The sequence below is a fragment of the Neobacillus sp. B24 genome (assembly GCF_055381825.1).
Map to the genome: position 1 here is coordinate 5,368,540 of NZ_AP035777.1, position 19,402 is coordinate 5,387,941.

Here is a 19,402-nt window from a genome sequence, read left to right on the forward strand (position 1 = left end):
ATCGAACTAAATTTTCGATTCACCCAACTAATATGTTCTAGGTTATTAATATATGATATCAATGAATTTCTGAAAGACAGGAAAATATAAGTGCCTCATTTGTTTCCTTCGAACTATTAATCGATCAAAATTGGACCAACTAATTCTTTTGGATTTTCCCCTAATGCCAACTTGCTAATGTTGACATAGGTTACTTGTTTATACTTTTTTAGAACCTGTTTTAATTCAGAGAATTTTTCGTCTGTTTTTAATTTCTCGATTTCACGATGGTAGACGGACATTACGTAGTCATCCAGGGACTTAGGGTAGAAATCACTTGTGTTTTCATCCATAATAACTGTGCCCATATATTGATATCCACAGTGCAATTGACGTGTTAGTTTTACGATATTGATAAATTTTTTATAGATAGAAGGTTTTGTTGCATGTAAGTTTTCGATAGCAATTTGTGCATTTTTCAATTCAGTGTAATTTGATTGTGTGATCATACTATCTTCCCCTTTGTTTCACTATTAATCCCATGGTTTATCTAGTGTAAGTCTGGCCACAAGTTCTTTATTTTTTGTTCTTTTTAACTTACGGATTTCTTCGCGCTCTTTTCCCGTTTCGTAAAGATATTTTTCTTCCTCTGTTTCTGGAATGACTCCAGGCACTTCCAACGGTCTTTTATTTTCATCTAGAGGGACAAAAGTAAAAAATGCAGTAGCAGCAATTCTTCGTTCCCCGGTTTCAAGATCCTCTGCAATCACTTTACAGAAAATCTCCATTGATTTTGTACCTGTATAGCTGACAAATGACTCGATACAAACTGAATCACTTCGTCGGATTGGTTTAATGAAATTAACGGAGTCTGTCGATGCAGTAACACATTCCTTTACCCGTGAATGCCTACGGGCAGAAAGCGTCGCGCATGCATCCATCTTCTTCATCAGAACTCCACCGAATAATGTAGAGTAATTGTTCAAATCGTTAATGAGTACTTGATCGGTTTGAACAACACGTGTGTTTTTAATTTTCTTTGCTTCCATTTATTTTCTCCCTATATATATAAAATGTTTTTGAAGCGTTCGCTTCTCATACATGACATAGGTGATTATAATATAGCCACAGTGGAAAGGTACAATGCCAATAATACATGGAATTCATAACAAAACTGTATGAAAGCGTTTTTGGCCTGACCATTAAAAGACAAGTTCATTATTTCAGGAAATATCTAACTGGTTTAATTGAGATAACATCTCCCAACACTAAGAAAAGCGGATGGTAAGTATGAAGAAATTGCTTAATATAGGGTGATAAAATGGAAGCGAAAAAAATTAGTGAAACTCGTGTAATTCATACCGATCAGGTGTTGCTTAATGATTTGAATAATTATGATACATTATTTGGCGGGGTTCTTATGAAGAAGATGGATGCATGCGCGACACTTTCGGCTCGCCGGCATTCACGAGTAAAACAATGTGTTACGGCATCGACAGATTCCGTTAATTTTCTTCACCCCATTCGTCAAAGCGATTCGGTTAGTATCGAATCATTTGTTTGTTATACAGGTAGAAGGTCAATGGAGATTTTCTGCAAAATAATTGCTGAAGATCTTGAAACAGGGGAACGCAAAATTGCCGCTACAGCTTTCTTCACTTTCGTCCCTCTAGATGAAAATAAAAGACCATTGGAAGTGCCAGAAGTTATTCCAGAAACAGACGAAGAAAAATATCTTTACGAAACGGGAAAAGAACGCGAAAAAATCCGCAAACTCAAAAGAGAGCAAAATAAAGAACTCGTATCCAGACTCTCACCGCAAAAAGCATGTACTTAGGGGGTTGAAACATGTTAGTCTCAGCAAATTATGAAGATTTGATTGACGCAAAAATGGCCATTGAACACTTAAGTGAAACAAAACCATCTATTTATCATATGTTCTTAAATATCATTGAACTAACTCGTCAACTTAATTTTGGATACCAATATATGGGAGCACTACTCATGGATGAAGACCCAAGCGAATTTGCGCCGGTAGGACAAGATGATTATGTTTTGTCCGTCTATCAACACGAAATCGAAAAGTTAAAAAAGGACGAAAAATTTTCTGAATTAAAACAGGTACTAAAAGAGTATGAACAATTGAGTTATGCTAATATCAGCAAGTTAGCTTTGGGAAACCCGCCAAGGGAACTAGCCGGTCCAACTGTGATTCATTAATAAAACGAGGCTGTGCGGAAATCCCCCCAGCCTCGTTTTATTTGTAGACACAGCATAAAAATCTATTGCTGAAATCTTCTATCATAGATTATGAATCACGGTAAGGGAGCCTTAGACAGTTTCGCTTTTGCAAACCGGATAAATTCTTTCTCAACCTGTGACATGTATGCATCCGTTTTCCAGATCAATGCTAAACTCCATCGGATTGTCGGGTTGGTTATTGAGATTGTTTGAATATCATGTGTTAATTCCATACATATACTCTCAGGCAGCAAGGTAATACCCAGATTAGAAGCAACCATTTCTTGGATAAAATCTAATTGTGATGTTTCCGAAATAATGGTCGGTTGAAAACCAACTCCTCTGCATGCAGCAATAACCAGACTCCTTAATTCAAAATCTCGGTTAAACATAATAAAATTTTCGTCTTTCAGCTCTTGCAATGGCACTTCCTGTTTGCCAACAAAACGGTGGGAGGCGGGTATAACCAGTTTTAGTTTCTCATTAATAAACGTATAATAGTCAATACTTTCATTTTTGTCAGGGAGAAAGACAATCCCAAAATCAAGTAAACCATTGACAATCTTCTCTTCAATTGGCTTTGATCCGTCCTCTTCCAATTGGAACGTAACTTCTGGATATTCTTGATGAAAAGAAGCAAGAAGTTTTGAGAAAAAAGTAGAATTGGTAACTGTAGGAAGCCCGATACGGATGTGTCCTTTTTTTAGCATTAACATCTTATCCATTTCCTCATCCAATTGCTGCAGCTGTTCTTGAATTTTTAATGCATGTTTTTTTAGGACACGTCCTGCATCGGTTAGGATCAACTTTTTCCTTGTTCGAACAAAAAGCTTTGTGCCAAGTTCCGCTTCCAATGATTTGATTGTTCTGCTGAGGGCAGGCTGTGTAATGAAAAGATTTTCTGCTGCACTGGTAAAACTGCCAGTACGCGTAACTTCAATAAAAAATTGCAACTGTTTAATTTCCAATTATCATCAAACACCTTATATTTCTTTTTCAAAGATAGACTAATTTATCACAAATTTTTCTTTAAAGACACGCACTTGTGTCATACCCAAAAGGGAAACATATTAAATCTTATGCTTACTCATATGCTGGCTGGCTTTTAATTAATTTATTTATAATAAAACCTCATTTATTTATGATACGGCTCATTCCTGTTAATACGGAAAGCCCGATAGATTTGCTCGACTAATATTAACCGCATTAGCTGATGAGGGAAAGTCATCTTGGAAAACGACAGCTTTTCATCTGCCCTCGCAAGCACTTCATCGCTCAAGCCTAAAGACCCGCCAATCACAAAGGCAATTTTACTTTTACCATAAGTGGCTAGTTTATCTAGAGACTCCGCAAGCTCTTCCGAAGATTGCATTTTTCCTTGTATCGCCAGGACTATGACATATGTATCTTGGCTGATTTTGGCCAGGATCCGTTCTCCTTCTTTTTGTTTAACCTGAACCATTTCCAATTCACTTAATTGTTCAGGTGCCTTTTCATCGGGGACTTCTATCACTTCCACTTTAGCATAGGCCGACAATCGCTTTAAATATTCCTCAATTCCTTGCTTCAAATACTTTTCTTTTAATTTGCCAACCGTGACTATTGAGATATTCACAATCCACAGCCCTTCTTTTTTATATTACAAACAGGTTACAAACAAGATATCCACAGAAGTTATCCACATATTCACATTTTTTGTCCACATTTTGTATGGAATCATTTGTTCGCCACAACATATACAGCCTGTTTTTCGCAAAATTCACAGATTGTTGATAACTTATCCACAGGAACTTTATCTAAAACCGGATAAGTTTCATATTTAACCACAATCGAATCCAAAGCGATATCCACATGTTCTTCACAGCTATAAATCATTTTTTCTTCCCCTTTATAAAAAATACTTTTATATAGTTTTATCTTTCTGTACAAAACCTCATACATCATACCAAATAAAAACAGGGAAGTGAATCGATCACTTCCCTGTCTTCCTATTGTGTTTTTTCACTGGCCAAGGTCATCTTGGTTTCCTTCAACTTTCCGTCTCGGTAAAATTTTATCGTCATCTGTTCGCCAATTTTCTTTTCCTGGTATAAATGCTTACGCAGTTCAATGACATCGTTAATCTTTTTGCCATCCATTTCAACTATAACATCCAATTCCTTCAATCCGGCAGCTGCTGCCGGTGAGCCAGGTACAACTTGGCGAATGGCGACTCCATAAGTCACATCGCGCGGCAGCTTTAATGCTTCCTGTTGATAATATCCCGGGATTTCCTCAACGGATTTTAAATCTAATCCCATATAAGGCCGTTTTACTGTTCCATATTGTTCAAGGTCATTAATTACTGGCTTTGCTGAATTAATCGGAATCGATAAGCCAATTCCTTCAACAGCCTCTTGGGCAATTTTCATTGAGTTAATTCCAACAACCTGACCGGCCATATTAATCAATGCTCCACCGCTGTTCCCTGGATTAATGGCAGCATCCGTCTGAACGACCTCTGATTGCCAGTCAACTACCCCATCCTGATTAATATCAGTGGGTATTGTCCGTTTCAAACCAGAAATAATCCCTTGGGTTACGGAGCCGGAGAAGGTTGGTCCAAGAGGATTTCCAATCGCAATAACAGGTTCGCCCATTTTTAGTACGTCTGAATCACCAAATTCCGCAACCTTTTTAATTTTGCTTGCTTCTATTTTTAACACGGCCAAGTCCGTCCAAATATCACTTCCCAAAAGCTCAGCGGGGATTTTTGTGCCATCGGATAAGGTCACTTCCAACTTGGTGGCCCCTTCAACGACATGATGGTTTGTCACAACAAAAGCCTCATTACCAGTTTTCTTATAGATGACGCCTGATCCTGTACCGGCTGCTTCCTCAGTACCATTGTTTTCGTCAAACCAGAAGCTTGATGACTGGGACTGAATATTATTGATGCCGACAACTGCATCGGCAGCTTTATCAATGGCATTGGTTGTATCGGTTTTTACGTCATAGGATACTTGTCGAATGACCTTCCCATTATTATTTCCGTTATTCGTTTCGTTTACAGTTTTATTCCCCGGCTCTACTGCATAAGGAAGAAACCCCCGATCGGACAGGGCAGGTATCGAAATAACCACGAGCATGGCCCCAAGAACAGCTCCGACCAAGCTGGCAATGACAAATCCACCTTTATTGCCTTTTTGTTCCCTGTATCGATTTGGTGAATGATCATCATAGTAACCCAATTTACACCATTCCTCTCTTTCGAAACAATTGCTAATCTATATTTTGGCTTATAATTACAATTATACTCTTTCAGTTGTAATTTACTAAAAAATCGCATATATTTACATAAAAATTACGACTTTGTTCATAATTTTTTCAAAAAAAATGAGGAGCCATTAAAAAGGCATCCCCACTATTATACTGCAGTTAAAATTGTCGGTATTTTTGGATCGGTGTCATATAATTCGAATTGCTCACCAACAATGACCCCGCGGCTTTGCAGCGTTTGGGCCACTGACATTCTGGCCAGGTCCTTCATATTATTATCAAGACTTAAATGAGCAAGATAAACCCGTTTGGTCTGGTCACCAATCACGTCACTCATTGCTAGAGCCGCATCCTCATTGGATACATGGCCGACATCACTTAAGATTCTGCGCTTGATGTTCCATGGATAACGTCCCATCCTCAGCATCTGGACATCATGGTTTGATTCAAAAATATACACATCAGCATTAGAAATAATACCCTTCATTCGGTCGCTGACGTAACCTGTATCGGTTATTTGCACTATTTTCTTCTCACCTTGATGAAAAATATAAAACATTGGCTCTGCTGCATCATGTGAAACACCAAATGATTCAATTTCCACAGAACCGAAGCTCTTTACCGATTCCATATTAAACACAAACTTCTGCTCAGTTGGTATTACGCCTACTGAACTTTCCATCGCCCGCCACGTTTTTTCGTTGGCATAGACAGGTAATTTATATTTACGGGCAAGAACGCCAATTCCTTTAATATGATCGCTGTGCTCATGCGTGACAAAAATAGCAGACAACTTACTGATATCCCGCTCAATTTGCTCGAACAACTGCTCCATTTGTTTGCCGCTATGCCCGGCATCCACTAAGAAGGAGTGTTCGTCCGACTCTACATATAGAGCGTTTCCCGTACTGCCGCTAGACAGAATGCTATAACGTAAAGACATACTATTGTTCACTCCACATTCGTTTTTTCATCGCTACTAAATTGAATAATTTGCCCCTCAAAGGCATTCACAAACAAACTATCTTTATCATTTACGACAAAGTGCCAGGTTGGGGCCAACACCTGAGAGGCAGCTAATTGAATTAAAGTAGAGTAACCAAGCTCAACCTTGGTAATTTCGGCTTTTGGTTTCAACTCTCCCTTTTGATGTAAGGTTTCAATTGCTTTCATCGGCTGCAGGATTTCCTCTTTTACTGCCAGCTTTTCAATTTCCTCTAGATATGTTTGCTGATAAGAAACAATCTGTTTATCAGAATTAACCGTAAAGATAATCATCCCATTAATATTTTTATATAAAGGGAAGTTCTCAAATTGTTGGTAATAGGTGATTGTATTCTTTTTATCATCCTTCTCGCCAAATTGATATTGGTCTCCGAAAAGAATATTGTCTTTTACAAACGAAGCAAGCTCTGTAGGTAGAAATTTATCGCTTATCTGAAATGGTTTTTCTAACTGAGCTTGAAGCGTTGTTCCAGGTTCTTTCAGCGTAGGAAGCTGACCTTTTAATTTTGTTACATCACTCTTTGTAAACGTTTTGGGCTGGGCGCTTAAATATTGGGCCTTAATCTGCGTCTTAGGGAGTTCAACGTCTATCTTGATTTCTTCATCCTTAAGCCTTTGTTCAAAGGAAGTCTCCGTAATGACTTCGTAATTATTGGCATCGCGAATTTTCATAAATTGAAATAACAAATACACATCCAAAATTAAAAAGGTTAGGATAAAGATCGTTTTGATTTTACTCCAATCCATGCTTCAACCCTCCCAGCTCTTCCATTGTAATCTCGCCCCATGTCCCATGGTAGCGATAGAACCAGGCTGGTTCCAAGAGGATTAGTTGATTTTCTTCCTTATCTCTTTCCATTCTGTAGCCCAAAACCAATTCTTCTAAAAGCTCCGGTTTAAAATTAGGCTTGCTCTGTAAAAATTCCAGTGCCAAATGGCCAGAGGGATGGGTTACCTGCTGCATTTCCGTTGTCAGCGGAAGCTCAAGTGCAATGTTGGGTCGAATGTATTGACTGATTTCATTCCGGCCCCAAGCTTGATAAATTTCCGAAAGCCCCCTGTCATTAAAGACTGGGTAGCCTTCACTTGTATATAATCGAAACATGACGGTGGCTTGATATTCATTTTTTGAAACGTAACGATAGGTATCCGTCCAACCGCCATGCTCATTGACAAAATCAATGCTACGCCTCACCAAATCATAAGAGGTTTCCACATTATCATCTACGGCTGTCGGATTGACATAGGAAAGGACATTCGTATCGTTATTAACAGTCATTTTACTCGTGTCACTGCTAAACTCTTCTATCTGCCCAACCGTATTTTTTTTGACAAAACTAGGGTCCCTGAACAAGGCCTTTTTAAATTCCTCAGAATTTAGAGTTACCGGTAAATACTTGTAGGTCATCATTTCTGTTTCACCATCAGGCAGAAACAATGTGCGATTTTCAGCTGCCTCATATGCAAAATATCGCGGCAGCTTGGCTGCATTTTTATAAAAGTCTCGATTAAAGGCATTTAAATTGGCAGGTGCGATGTTGCTGATGTACACCTGCCCGGTTTCGGTTGACACAAAATAAACAATTCCATTTTCACTTCCGGTACTTTCAACATTGATGATAATCCGGTTAAAGTTAAAGGTTGGCACTTTCCTGCCTTCTATATTGAGGACACTTCTATATAATTCAATCGGAACTTCGCTCGGAAAAATAATTTCCGCATTGCCTGCCCCATGGGTTAAGTCCTTGATATCTTCAACCTTCTCGGTATAGTTCTTCACATCAAAGAACGTCCACTGTGCTAGTTCCTTGATTAGCCTTTCGATCTCTTTACTATTGTTCGTACCGTAGTGATCCCCTTTGTAATGGTACAAAATCCGATCGGGGCGAACTATTTGCTCCACATCCTTTTTCTCACTTAAGCTGACTTCGGAAATGGTATTGCTATTTTTCATGGTTTCCAAATTAGGCTGATAGGTCCAAAGATTCCAGGTGAAAAAAATACTGACTAATACGAGAATCGTTAATATGATTGACTTGGTTGTTTCATACTTCATGACCAATCATCCTCTTCCGTATACTCGAACGGCAAAGAAAAAGAAATCGTCGTACCTTTTCCTTCCTGACTGGTTGCCCAAATGTTGCCGCCATGACCAATAACGATCTCTTTGGCAATAGCCAGGCCCAATCCAGTTCCGCCCATTTTTCGTGTCCGTGCTTTATCAACACGATAAAACCGGTCAAATATTTTTCCAATACTCTCTTTTGGAATCCCCATGCCCTGGTCAGATATACTTACCACAATCGTATCCTGTTTTTCCTTGATGGAGAAAGTCACTTGGCCGCCTTCCGGAGAATATTTCAAAGCATTGGAGATAACGTTGTATAGCACCTGTGTCATTTTGTCCTCATCTGCTTCGACAAAAATGGCGTGCTCCGGAAGCTTTCTTTTAAATGTTACATTTTGATTTTTGGCCACCTCAAACCGGTCAATGATTCGGTTAAAGAAATCAACGAAGTTTACCCATTCCATTTTCATCCGATAATCGGTACTGTCCATTTTCGACAATGTCAACAAGTCATTGACAAGGCGAATCATCCGCTCCGTTTCTGTCCTGGTCACTTCCAAAAAGTTCGGAGCAATTTCCTCATCCTGCCAAGCACCATCTGCCAGAGCCTCTAGGTAACTGCGCATGGTGGTTAACGGTGTTCGAAGCTCATGGGACACATTCGCAACAAACTCTCTCCGTTCAGCATCAATTTTTTCCTGCTCCGTAATATCATGAAGCACACAAATCAAGCCGTTGACGAAGCCTGTTTCTTTTTGAATCACAGATAAATTGGCCCGAAGAATATATCGTTCTGTGTTCGTACTATAATCAAGGATAATAGAATCGTTTTCTTCCAGCAGATCTTCAAATGTATTGGTATCATCCAAATCCAGTAAGGACACAATGGGCTGCGACAAAACTGTTTCACGTGAAACATTCAGCATCTCTGCAGCAGGCTCATTAATTAAAATAACTCGGCCTTTTCGGTCGGTTGCAATCACACCATCCGTCATGTAGGAGAGGACAGAGGACAACTTACGGCGTTCCCCTTCGGTCATCGCCTGTGCCTCCTGCAGTTTTTTCGTCAAATGGTTAAATGTCATCGCCAGTGTACCAATTTCATCATGGCCGTACACTTTAACCTTACGTGAAAAATTCCCCTTTGCCATTGCCAGCGCCTGCTTTTTCATATCTGCAATCGGCCTTGCGATGGTTTGAGCCAATAAAATCCCCAATATGGCCGTAATGGCCAAAGCTATCCCTGTACCGGTGGCAAAAATTTTATTAATGGTTTTCATTTGTTCAAACACATTTTCAATTTTTGCTACAATATAGATGGCGCCTATCACTTTTTTTCCTGACTTGATGGGGGTGGAGAGGACCCAAATCCGATGTCCAGTTTGCTGATCCAGCAACACAGCACTTTGATCTTCTTCTAATACCATTGATTGTTTGATCCTCAGTTCAGTCGTTCTCTGACCGACCACCCCTTGGTTACCTGCGTGAGAGGTGCCTAGGATTTTAAGAGATCTACTTTCAATCACACTCACTTCGGAAATGTCACCCGCATTATCAAAGTCCCTGAGAATTTTCTTGATATCCTCCTGGAGCGATGGATCCTCTGGTGTCCGCTGCTTTTCCATTTCCTCACGAACATTATATCTAAGCAAATTGACACGTTCTTTTATTGACGTCTGGAAATTTGTTCTTAGAGTTTCTTCCAGCTGTCTGACAAAATAAACGCCAATAATCTGCATCGCCACTAAAATAAGCAGGACATAGATGAGGACGAACTTAACGTGTATCGAGCGAAAAAAACCAACTTTTTTCACAAGTCATTACTCCTGTTCGGGATTCCGCAAATAATAACCGACTCCACGGCGTGTCACAATCCAAGCTGGGTGACTCGGGCTGTCTTCAATTTTTTCCCGCAAACGTCTGACTGTAACGTCAACTGTCCGAACATCACCGTAGTAATCGTAGCCCCAAACCGTTTGCAATAAATGCTCCCGGGTCATTACTTGACCAATGTGCTGCGCCAAATAATAGAGCAACTCAAATTCCCTGTGGGTCAATTCAATTGTTTCACCACGTTTAGAAACAACATAGGCGTCTGGATGAATCACAAGTGAACCAACCTCGATTTCATTACTTTCATTGTCAGCTTCCGGCTGTGAAAGAACGTGCTGGTGGCGGCGCAAGTTAGCCTTGACACGGGCGATTAATTCCCTTGTACTAAACGGTTTTGTCACATAATCATCAGCGCCAAGCTCAAGTCCGAGAACTTTGTCAATCTCGGAATCCTTTGCTGTCAGCATAATAATGGGCATTTCATATTTTTTTCGGATCTCACGGCAAACTTCCATGCCGTCTCTTTGGGGCAGCATGATGTCCAATAGTATTAAATCAGGCTGTATTTCTTCTACCAGTTGAAGTGCTTCGTTTCCATCATAAGCACAATAGACATCATAGCCCTCTTTTTTTAAGTTAAACTGAAGAATATCAGCAATCGGTTTTTCATCATCAACAACGAGAATTTTCTTTTCCATACCATTGCTCCTTTTAACAAAATTAATCTATTTTATCTAAGCTGTTTTTAGTCATAACTACTCTATTTTACTTTACCACTGTTTTCACTGAAATTCACCTATTAGTAGTATTTGCTTTAACAGGAAATAAAAAGCCTCTAGTAGGTAACTAGAGACTTTTTCTATTATCGATTTAAGTAATTCATCGGATTGACCAGGCTGCCATTTTTAAATACTTCAAAATGAAGGTGAACACCCGTAACATTTCCAGTTGCCCCCATTATTCCTATTGCCTGACCTTTTGAAACAGTTTGGCCCGCTTTTACATTCAGTGATGACATGTGGCCATATAAAGTGCGCAGCCCATTTTGGTGATCAATAATGACTTTATTTCCATAACCGCCGCTATCCCAGCCTGCCGAGACAACGACGCCATTATCAGCCGCTTTAATTGTTTTATCACTTGGTCTGGCAATGTCGATACCTTTGTGCATTCTGCCCCAGCGCGGACCCATTTGACTGGATATATAGCCTCCGACTGCCGGCCATGCAAGACTTCCATCACCACGGGATGGAATAGCTTTAGTTCCCTTAATCAAAATGTTGGTAACCGGTTGTTTCAGAACCTGTTCACTTGTTTGGTCTTCCTTAACTGTTACACCGTTTTGTTCTGAGATCAAGTACGTGACTGCGCGAGATCCATTCTGCCCCTCTTGTTTAAGAATACTTTGACCCTTTGGAATCGAAGCATCTTCGGTAATTTCTTTAGTAAATGGAATGGATTCTAGTTGATTGGATTCCTTTTCAACGATAACTTCAACAAACGGTTGAATTGCTGTAACATTGATTTCTTGTCCAATTTGGAGTGTACTATCTGCTGTTAACCCTGGATTCAAACCTGTAATATCAGCAAGCTTTAAGCCATGCTGCTCGGCAATAGACTCGAGAACATCACCTGCTTGAACAGCATACTTCTTTTTTTCCACACTGCCGTTGCGTAAAAAAGTAACTGCTTGTTCTGGGGACATTAATTTCTCTATTTCAACATTTTGCTCTTCTACTGAAACATTTTTGGATAAATGAACGTCTAATAGACGTGTTTCATTTTCCTTCAATGGTGGTAATACTGTTTCAGGATCAGCTTTTCTCGCTTCAAGCTCTTGTAGTTGATCATCAGATACATATTGAAGTTTCAGCTGACGGAGAACTTCCTCAGCGGCCTCTTTTGTTTCTAAATATACAATCGGCTTACCATCGATGAATATAGCAGCTGCTTCCGCATGGATTTGAAAAGTGTTTTTAAAATGTTGAACCGTTTCGGTGTTATTACCTGTTGAGCGAAAAACCTGTTCAGGTATGTATTGAACTTGTGAGCCAAGTTTAAGGTTCTGATATGGAAGTGATTCTTTTATTGATTCCACCTTTTCAGCAACGATATTATCGACAACTCCCTTATCGGTAACATTGCCCATATATGTACCATTCACATATACATGATAAATGGTGGTTAATTTCGCCGAGTCTGCTAAGGCAACAGGTCCGCTGCTAAACGCAATAACAGATGCTGCAACAGTTGCCGCAACTGCCGTTTTAAGCAATAATACCTTTTTGGGATTGGATTTTCTATTTAAGAAAAACATTTTTTCCTCCTAAACCACGGGTAAACCCTTTCAATCTAGTGTTTTTTACTAGTCAAGAGTTATCCAGAATTTTAGCCTTCTTAACTTTACCATAGATTAATTTAAAAAGATTAGTAGTCTTTATAATGTAACAAAAATGTATAATTGCTGACATTTTCCTACTTTTATTTGAAATATGCTAGTTATTTTTTCCTGTTATTTGTCACTTGAAGGTGTTAAAATCCCTATTAAATCAAGGTTTCTTCTAGTTCTAGAGTAGTAGGCTTATTTATTACAAATTTGGACAAGTCAGGGTGGTTTTTGTAAGAAAAAGGAAGGTTTTTTACGATACTATTACAGATTTATTGCAAAAAAAGAAGCTTGCTGATTTGCAAGCTTCTTTTGGGATGGCTCAGGACGGAATCGAACCGCCGACACATGGATTTTCAGTCCATTGCTCTACCGACTGAGCTACTGAGCCAAGTATTAAGATGGTTTCCTACAACGAGATTGTGACAGTCCATTGTCCCCGCCTCAGGATGCTTATTCAAGCAGCGGCTCGGCGTGTACAACTCGTAGCCTATTCATGGATGTTTTGCTCGTTGCTCTACCGACTGAGCTACTGAGCCATTTACACTTTATGTATAAGTGGCGGTCTGGACGGGACTCGAACCCGCGACCTCCTGCGTGACAGGCAGGCATTCTAACCAACTGAACTACCAGACCAATATATAAGGCAGTCAGCAAGGAGACCGTCCTTGCCGATCTTTTGCCGACCAGCCTAATGCCGATGACCCCTACGGGATTCGAACCCGTGTTACCGCCGTGAAAGGGCGGTGTCTTAACCGCTTGACCAAGGGGCCATTTATAAAAAATGGTGAGCCATGAAGGACTCGAACCTTCGACCCTCTGATTAAAAGTCAGATGCTCTACCGACTGAGCTAATGGCTCATATTGAGATGATTCCCTAATCTTAGATACCGCCGTCAGATGTCCCCGCCTCAGAAAGATTATTCAAGAAGCAGCTCGGCGTGTACAACTCGCAGTAATTTCATAGAAGCTTTGCTCGTTGCTCTACCGACTGAGCTAATGGCTCATTTGTATCTACGCCGTTTGTGACGACGCTTTTTATAATATCATGGCAGGATTTATTAGGCAATACTTTTTTGAAAAAAATTATTATCATTGAAGCCCTCATTTAAGAGGGCTTCAATGTGTTAAATTAGATCTGTCTCCATGGGCTGCGAACAACGTTTGTTTGATTCCGGTCCGGTCCAACAGAAAACGTTGATAATGGAATACCTGTCAACTGTGTTACACGCTCTACATAGTGACGCGCATTGACTGGGAGCTCATCTAGCGATTTGACGCCAGTAATATCCTCTGTCCAACCTGGCAACTCCTCATAGATCGGTTCACATTGTGATAAAATCTTTAAGTTTGCTGGATACTCGGTAATTACTTCATCCTTGTATCGATAAGCCGTACAGATTTTTAATGTCTCGATTCCAGTTAACACATCGATTGAGTTAAGCGATAGGTCTGTTAAACCACTGACCCTGCGGGCATGGCGGACAACGACACTGTCAAACCAGCCGACACGGCGCGGGCGGCCAGTTGTGGTCCCATACTCTCGGCCAACTTCACGAATTTGATGTCCAATCTGATCATGAAGCTCAGTAGGGAATGGACCGTCACCAACACGTGAAGTATATGCTTTGCAAACCCCTACTACATGTGTAATTTTAGAAGGGCCTACTCCTGAGCCAATTGTTACACCACCGGCAACCGGATTGGAAGAAGTAACAAACGGATATGTGCCCTGATCGATATCAAGCATAACACCTTGTGCACCTTCAAATAACACGCGCTTGCCCTCATCCAGAGCATCGTTTAATACTACAGAAGTATCACAGACATATTTTTCTATCTGCTGTCCGTAATCAAAATATTCATCTAGAATATCTTCTATCTTAAAGCCCTCAGTTTCGTAAATACGCTCAAATAAGCGATTCTTTTCTTCAAGATTATGTGCTAATTTTTCCTCAAAAATCTCTCGGTCAAGCAGGTCGGCAATGCGGATTCCAACACGTGCTGCTTTATCCATATAAGCAGGTCCGATGCCCTTTTTTGTCGTTCCAATTTTATTGGCACCCTTCCGCAATTCTTCAACTTCATCCAATTTCAAATGGTAAGGAAGAATAACATGGGCACGATTGCTGATCCGAAGATTTTCCGTTGAAATGCCCTTTTCATGCAAATAAGCTAATTCTGCAACCAATGCTTTGGGATCTACCACCATCCCATTGCCGATAACACTAATTTTTTCTTTATTAAATATCCCTGATGGAATCAGATGCAGCTTATACGTTTCACCATTAAACTTGATGGTATGCCCAGCATTGTTTCCACCTTGATAACGGGCAATTACCTCAGCATTTTCAGACAGGAAATCGGTAATTTTACCTTTTCCCTCGTCCCCCCATTGTGTACCAACAACCACTACTGATGACATAAAGGCACCTCCGAAATTTTTATTTCATTTATATAAATTCAATTATTAACCCTTCATAGTTTATCAATTTTTATAGCAAGAAGTCAACAAAACACGAACGTTTTATATAAAAATAGTAAAATATGTTCGTATTACTATTAAACTATAAATGGAAACTCGCCGATTGGCGAGTCCAATAGGACGAAGACAGAGGCGTAGTTGAATTTATGCGTGCGAAGCTAGGATGAAAAAATCGGTAAATTTTATACTTTCCTATTAGCGAAAAAAGGAGCCAGCCTGCAATTAGGCTAACTCCTCTTAAGCACCTGGCGCATCATACCGCGTTTCCAAGTTAACGAATTTATTATACTCTTTGACAAACGCCAGCGATACCGTTCCAGTAGGGCCGTTACGCTGTTTAGCAATAATGATTTCAATGATATTTTTATTCTCGGATTCTTTATCGTAGTAATCATCACGATATAAGAAAGCGACGATATCGGCGTCCTGCTCGATACTTCCTGATTCACGAATATCAGACATCATCGGACGCTTATCTTGACGCTGCTCGACACCACGGGAAAGCTGGGATAAGGCAATAACCGGCACTTTCAATTCACGGGCTAGCTGCTTTAAGGCACGGGAAATTTCCGATACTTCCTGTTGCCGGTTTTCGCCTGGCCGGCCGCTTCCCAAAATAAGCTGCAGGTAGTCGATCATAATCATTCCCAAGCCATGCTCCTGCTTCAATCTGCGGCATTTAGAGCGGATATCATTAATCCGGACACCTGGCGTATCATCAATGTAGATCCCTGCATTCGCTAAGCTTCCCATCGCCATCGTTAGTTTACCCCAGTCTTCATCGGTTAAAGACCCGGTACGAAGCCGCTGGGCATCAATATTTCCTTCAGCACACAGCATACGCATGACAAGCTGCTCGGCACCCATCTCGAGACTAAAAATCGCGACATTTTCGCCAGCCTTTACCGCAACATTTTGGGCAATATTTAACGCAAATGCCGTTTTACCAACAGAAGGACGGGCGCCGACAATAATTAAATCGTTGCGCTGAAATCCCGCTGTCATCTGGTCGAGTTCGGTAAACCCAGTCGGAATTCCAGTAATATCACCAACACGATTATTCATCAGTTCAATATTGTCATACGTACGGACTAGAACATCTTTAATATGATGGAATGCCCCGGCATTTTTCCGCTGGGCCACTTCCATAATATTTTTTTCTGCTTCACCCAAGAGAGCTTCCACTTCATCCTCTCGCGTGTATCCATCAGTAGCAATATTCGTTGCCGTCCGAATTAATCTTCTGAGTAACGACTTTTCCTCTACGATTCTAGCATAATATTCAATATTGGCCGCCGTTGGCACAGAGCCGGCCAGATCATTTAAATAGCTGATGCCGCCAGTATCCTCTAACAGCTTGGCTGCTGCCAGCTCTTCGGTAACGGTAATCAGGTCAACCGCCTTACCTTGGTCGCTTAACTTCAACATCACATTGAAGATTTTTTGGTGGGCTGCGCGGTAGAAATCTTCCGGAATTAATATTTCAGAAGCCGCAGTCAGAGAAGATGGCTCCAAAAAGATCGCACCTAAAACAGCCTGTTCTGCTTCAATATTTTGCGGCGGCATACGGTCTGCAAACATTTCACTCATAATATCAAAAACCTCCTAATTCAAGAGGAATATACTTTCAAAGAAAAAAGTGACCAGCCAAAACCGATCACATCCCATTCTTGCTTGTTTTTATTCTATCATGTTTGTTTGAAAAACGAACTGGAAATTATTTTACTTCTTTTACATGTACTGTTAATGTTGCCGTTACATCATGGTAAAGCTTAACTGGAATCTTCGTATGGCCCAAAGTACGAATAGCGTCGGCCAATTCCATTTTCCGCTTATCAATTTTAATGCCGTGTTTCTTTTGCAATTCTTCAGCTACTTGTTTTGTGGTAATGGAGCCAAATAATCGGCCGCCTTCACCAGCTTTTGCGCTTAGTTCTACTGTAATTTTATCTAATTGTTCCTTCAGCTTTTTCGCCTCGGCAAGCTCCTCAGCAGCAGCGTTCTCCTGCTTTTTCTTTTGGGCGTCCAAAGTGCTTATATTGGCATTTGTTGCTTCAACTGCTAGACCTTGCTTGATTAAAAAGTTATGTGCATAGCCATCAGCAACATTTTTGATTTCACCTTTTTTTCCTTTACCTTTTACATCTTTTAGAAAAATTACCTTCATTCCTTTTTGCTCCCTTCAAAATAATCATCTATCGCTTGTTTCAACTGAAGCTCTGCTTCATCAACGGATACCCCAGAAAGCTGCGTTGCTGCATTTGTCAAATGCCCGCCGCCATGAAGACTTTCCATGATTACCTGGACATTGATATTTCCTAATGAACGAGCGCTAATCCCAATGACCCCTTCAGCGCGTTTGGAGATGACAAACGACGCGATTACGCCATTCATTGTAAGCAGTGTATCAGCTGCCTGGGCGATCAGGACTTGATCATTTATTTCATCCTCTTTGCCTGCGGCAATCGCGATACCCTCCCGATAAAATTGAACCGACTCTATTAGCTTCGATCTTTTTATAAAGGTATTTACATCTTCCTTCAGGAACTTTTGTACCAAAATGGTATCGGCACCATGTGCTCGTAAGTAAGAGGCAGCATCAAACGTCCGCGAACCAGTTCTTAAGGTAAAGCTCTTTGTATCAACAATAATTCCAGCCAACAGTGCAGTAGCCTCTATCACTTCAATTTTACCTCGTTTTGGCTGATATTCAAGAAATTCAGTTACCAACTCCGATGTTGAGGATGCATACGGCTCCATATAGACCAATAATGGATTGGCAATAAAGTCTTCTCCACGGCGATGGTGGTCAATGACCACTTTATGATCAATTTTATGAAGCAGCCGTTCATCCATAACTAGCGAAGGTTTATGCGTATCAACGATAACCAGTAAAGTTTTGTCGGTAGAAATTTCTAATGCTTCCTCAGGGCCAATAAAGTGGGAAAATAATTTTTCCTGAGAGCGAATTTCCTCCATCATCCGTTTAACACCGCTGTCTATTTCCTGTGTGTTTACAACAATATAGGCATCCTTCTGATTTAATTCAGCTACCTTATAAATCCCAATGCTTGAACCAATCGAATCCATGTCGGGATTTTTATGCCCCATAATGATGACTTTATCACTCGCCATAATTAAATCACGGATAGCATGAGAAATGACCCGTGCCCGGACTCTTGTTCGTTTTTCAATCGGATTGGTTTTCCCGCCGTAAAATCTCACCTTGCCATTCGGCGTTTTAATGGCTACCTGATCGCCTCCACGGCCCAATGCTAAATCAAGGCTCGACTGGGCATAGAACCCTAGATCCGGCAATGATGAGACCCCTGTTCCAACTCCAATGCTCAATGTAAATGAAACATTTTGCTTGGCGGTCATTTCTCTAACTTCATCTAAGATGGTGAACTTTTCCTTTTCAAGATTACGAAGGATTTTCTCGTTAAAAACAGCTATAAATCGTTCCGAGGAAACTCGCTTTAAGAAGATGCCATTTTCATTTGCCCATTTATTTAGTATAGATGTCACCATATTATTAACACTTCCACGCATCTGGTCATCCATACCCTGTGTTAATTCATCATAATTATCCAGAAAAATAGTGGCAATAGCAGTCCGTTCATCTTGATACATTTTTTCAATTTCTGCCTGTTCCGTTACATCAAAGAAGTAGAGCAGACGCTCTTCCTGCCGATGAATGACGCGGAATTTCCGTTCGTGAAGTGTGATAACTTCAGTTTCTACTTCTTGCTTAATTAGTGGCAGCAAATTATCGGCCACATCATAAAGCGATTTGCCCACAAGGGTCTCTTCGTCAAAATAGGAAGATAGAAAAGGATTTGTCCACTCAATTGTATAGTCGTCATTGATTAGCATAATACCGATAGGCATTTCCAGAAGCGCTTCTTCGCCTACCTTTTTGACCCGATAGGAAAGAGTAGAGATATATTCCTCCATTTCCTTGCGCTGCCGGTTTTCAATGATAAACATATAATAAATTGGAATAAACATAAACACCAGGCCTGCCAGGCTTAATATCCAATTATATAATGACAAACAAATGAGCACTACAATTGTTACGCCTATTGACCCGTAAAAGGGATAACGGATAGACCGTTTTTCTAAGAATGCAGGCATTGTTTCAGCT

Annotated in this window: 18 protein-coding genes and 4 tRNA genes; 2 read left to right on the top strand and 20 right to left on the bottom strand. The window is 40.4% G+C overall.

Annotated elements, in window-relative coordinates; genetic code table 11:
• Positions 1-116: 116 nt before the first annotated feature.
• Positions 117-488, bottom strand: a complete 372-nt coding sequence (locus tag ACZ43M_RS26380) for a hypothetical protein (RefSeq protein ID WP_464505477.1) — start codon at positions 486-488, stop codon at positions 117-119.
• A gap of 24 nt (positions 489-512) precedes the next feature.
• Complete coding sequence (locus ACZ43M_RS26385) at positions 513-1,028, bottom strand: acyl-CoA thioesterase (RefSeq protein ID WP_464505478.1); 516 nt, start codon at positions 1,026-1,028, stop codon at positions 513-515.
• A 272-nt stretch (positions 1,029-1,300) separates the two neighbouring features.
• Here ACZ43M_RS26385 and ACZ43M_RS26390 point away from each other — a divergent pair, with 272 nt between their 5' ends.
• Both ACZ43M_RS26390 and ACZ43M_RS26395 read left to right on the top strand, forming a co-directional pair.
• On the top strand, positions 1,301-1,816 hold the full coding sequence (locus tag ACZ43M_RS26390; protein ID WP_464505479.1) for an acyl-CoA thioesterase: 516 nt from the start codon (positions 1,301-1,303) through the stop codon (positions 1,814-1,816).
• Between the two features lie 11 nt (positions 1,817-1,827).
• A complete protein-coding gene (locus ACZ43M_RS26395; RefSeq protein ID WP_464505480.1) occupies positions 1,828-2,199 on the top strand; it encodes a hypothetical protein in 372 nt (123 codons plus the stop codon).
• Positions 2,200-2,294: 95 nt separating this feature from the next.
• Here ACZ43M_RS26395 and ACZ43M_RS26400 read toward each other — a convergent pair whose 3' ends face one another.
• The 18 genes from ACZ43M_RS26400 to ACZ43M_RS26485 all read right to left on the bottom strand — a co-directional run bounded on the left by ACZ43M_RS26400 (position 2,295) and on the right by ACZ43M_RS26485 (position 19,392).
• The gene (locus ACZ43M_RS26400) at positions 2,295-3,188 is read right to left on the bottom strand and encodes a LysR family transcriptional regulator (protein ID WP_464505481.1); all 894 of its coding nucleotides are present in this window, start codon (positions 3,186-3,188) and stop codon (positions 2,295-2,297) included.
• 167 nt (positions 3,189-3,355) lie between these two features.
• Positions 3,356-3,835, bottom strand: coding sequence for a 23S rRNA (pseudouridine(1915)-N(3))-methyltransferase RlmH (gene rlmH / locus ACZ43M_RS26405; protein WP_464505482.1), 480 nt, complete (start codon positions 3,833-3,835; stop codon positions 3,356-3,358).
• Positions 3,836-3,936: 101 nt separating this feature from the next.
• Positions 3,937-4,095: a CxxH/CxxC protein gene (locus ACZ43M_RS26410; RefSeq protein ID WP_464505483.1), complete on the bottom strand. Its 159-nt coding sequence runs from the start codon at positions 4,093-4,095 to the stop codon at positions 3,937-3,939.
• 113 nt (positions 4,096-4,208) lie between these two features.
• Positions 4,209-5,450, bottom strand: coding sequence for a S1C family serine protease (locus ACZ43M_RS26415; protein ID WP_464505484.1), 1,242 nt, complete (start codon positions 5,448-5,450; stop codon positions 4,209-4,211).
• 176 nt (positions 5,451-5,626) lie between these two features.
• Positions 5,627-6,421 carry an MBL fold metallo-hydrolase gene (locus ACZ43M_RS26420; protein WP_464505485.1) on the bottom strand — a complete coding sequence of 265 codons (795 nt, stop codon included), beginning with the start codon at positions 6,419-6,421 and terminating at the stop codon, positions 5,627-5,629.
• A gap of 8 nt (positions 6,422-6,429) precedes the next feature.
• Positions 6,430-7,230: a two-component system regulatory protein YycI gene (locus tag ACZ43M_RS26425; RefSeq protein ID WP_464505486.1), complete on the bottom strand. Its 801-nt coding sequence runs from the start codon at positions 7,228-7,230 to the stop codon at positions 6,430-6,432.
• Positions 7,217-8,539 (bottom strand): YycH family regulatory protein, encoded by a 1,323-nt coding sequence (locus ACZ43M_RS26430; protein WP_464505487.1) that lies wholly within the window; start codon positions 8,537-8,539, stop codon positions 7,217-7,219. Before ACZ43M_RS26430 ends, ACZ43M_RS26425 begins: the two co-directional genes overlap by 14 nt.
• Positions 8,536-10,365, bottom strand: a complete 1,830-nt coding sequence (gene walK, locus ACZ43M_RS26435) for a cell wall metabolism sensor histidine kinase WalK (RefSeq protein ID WP_464505488.1) — start codon at positions 10,363-10,365, stop codon at positions 8,536-8,538. Before walK ends, ACZ43M_RS26430 begins: the two co-directional genes overlap by 4 nt.
• 6 nt (positions 10,366-10,371) lie before the next feature.
• The gene (gene yycF, locus ACZ43M_RS26440; RefSeq protein ID WP_464505489.1) at positions 10,372-11,082 is read right to left on the bottom strand and encodes a response regulator YycF; all 711 of its coding nucleotides are present in this window, start codon (positions 11,080-11,082) and stop codon (positions 10,372-10,374) included.
• 164 nt (positions 11,083-11,246) lie between these two features.
• Positions 11,247-12,701 carry a peptidoglycan DD-metalloendopeptidase family protein gene (locus ACZ43M_RS26445; protein WP_464505490.1) on the bottom strand — a complete coding sequence of 485 codons (1,455 nt, stop codon included), beginning with the start codon at positions 12,699-12,701 and terminating at the stop codon, positions 11,247-11,249.
• Positions 12,702-13,088: 387 nt separating this feature from the next.
• A tRNA-Phe gene (locus ACZ43M_RS26450) sits at positions 13,089-13,161 on the bottom strand.
• A 168-nt stretch (positions 13,162-13,329) separates the two neighbouring features.
• Positions 13,330-13,406, bottom strand: a tRNA-Asp gene (locus ACZ43M_RS26455).
• Between the two features lie 65 nt (positions 13,407-13,471).
• Positions 13,472-13,543: transfer RNA gene (locus ACZ43M_RS26460), tRNA-Glu, on the bottom strand.
• 12 nt (positions 13,544-13,555) lie between these two features.
• A tRNA-Lys gene (locus tag ACZ43M_RS26465) sits at positions 13,556-13,631 on the bottom strand.
• A 271-nt stretch (positions 13,632-13,902) separates the two neighbouring features.
• Entirely contained in the window at positions 13,903-15,195 is a 1,293-nt protein-coding gene (locus ACZ43M_RS26470) for an adenylosuccinate synthase (protein WP_464505491.1), read from the bottom strand.
• Positions 15,196-15,492: 297 nt separating this feature from the next.
• Positions 15,493-16,845: a replicative DNA helicase gene (dnaB, locus tag ACZ43M_RS26475; RefSeq protein ID WP_464505492.1), complete on the bottom strand. Its 1,353-nt coding sequence runs from the start codon at positions 16,843-16,845 to the stop codon at positions 15,493-15,495.
• 127 nt (positions 16,846-16,972) lie between these two features.
• A complete protein-coding gene (rplI, locus tag ACZ43M_RS26480; protein ID WP_464505493.1) occupies positions 16,973-17,422 on the bottom strand; it encodes a 50S ribosomal protein L9 in 450 nt (149 codons plus the stop codon).
• Positions 17,419-19,392, bottom strand: coding sequence for a DHH family phosphoesterase (locus ACZ43M_RS26485; protein WP_464505494.1), 1,974 nt, complete (start codon positions 19,390-19,392; stop codon positions 17,419-17,421). The genes rplI and ACZ43M_RS26485 overlap by 4 nt, the downstream gene beginning before the upstream one ends.
• Positions 19,393-19,402 lie beyond the last annotated feature (10 nt).

What these genes read in the sequence shown, in the direction of transcription:
- ACZ43M_RS26390 (WP_464505479.1), top strand. Translation starts at nt 1,301, where the DNA reads ATGGAAGCGAAAAAAATTAGTGAAACTCGTGTAATTCATACCGATCAG.
- rplI (WP_464505493.1), bottom strand. Translation starts at nt 17,422, where the DNA reads ATGAAGGTAATTTTTCTAAAAGATGTAAAAGGTAAAGGAAAAAAAGGT.
- ACZ43M_RS26485 (WP_464505494.1), bottom strand. Translation starts at nt 19,392, where the DNA reads ATGCCTGCATTCTTAGAAAAACGGTCTATCCGTTATCCCTTTTACGGG.
- ACZ43M_RS26430 (WP_464505487.1), bottom strand. Translation starts at nt 8,539, where the DNA reads ATGAAGTATGAAACAACCAAGTCAATCATATTAACGATTCTCGTATTA.
- ACZ43M_RS26445 (WP_464505490.1), bottom strand. Translation starts at nt 12,701, where the DNA reads ATGTTTTTCTTAAATAGAAAATCCAATCCCAAAAAGGTATTATTGCTT.
- yycF (WP_464505489.1), bottom strand. Translation starts at nt 11,082, where the DNA reads ATGGAAAAGAAAATTCTCGTTGTTGATGATGAAAAACCGATTGCTGAT.
- ACZ43M_RS26425 (WP_464505486.1), bottom strand. Translation starts at nt 7,230, where the DNA reads ATGGATTGGAGTAAAATCAAAACGATCTTTATCCTAACCTTTTTAATT.
- ACZ43M_RS26420 (WP_464505485.1), bottom strand. Translation starts at nt 6,421, where the DNA reads ATGTCTTTACGTTATAGCATTCTGTCTAGCGGCAGTACGGGAAACGCT.
- ACZ43M_RS26470 (WP_464505491.1), bottom strand. Translation starts at nt 15,195, where the DNA reads ATGTCATCAGTAGTGGTTGTTGGTACACAATGGGGGGACGAGGGAAAA.
- dnaB (WP_464505492.1), bottom strand. Translation starts at nt 16,845, where the DNA reads ATGAGTGAAATGTTTGCAGACCGTATGCCGCCGCAAAATATTGAAGCA.
- ACZ43M_RS26380 (WP_464505477.1), bottom strand. Translation starts at nt 488, where the DNA reads ATGATCACACAATCAAATTACACTGAATTGAAAAATGCACAAATTGCT.
- ACZ43M_RS26410 (WP_464505483.1), bottom strand. Translation starts at nt 4,095, where the DNA reads ATGATTTATAGCTGTGAAGAACATGTGGATATCGCTTTGGATTCGATT.
- ACZ43M_RS26395 (WP_464505480.1), top strand. Translation starts at nt 1,828, where the DNA reads ATGTTAGTCTCAGCAAATTATGAAGATTTGATTGACGCAAAAATGGCC.
- ACZ43M_RS26385 (WP_464505478.1), bottom strand. Translation starts at nt 1,028, where the DNA reads ATGGAAGCAAAGAAAATTAAAAACACACGTGTTGTTCAAACCGATCAA.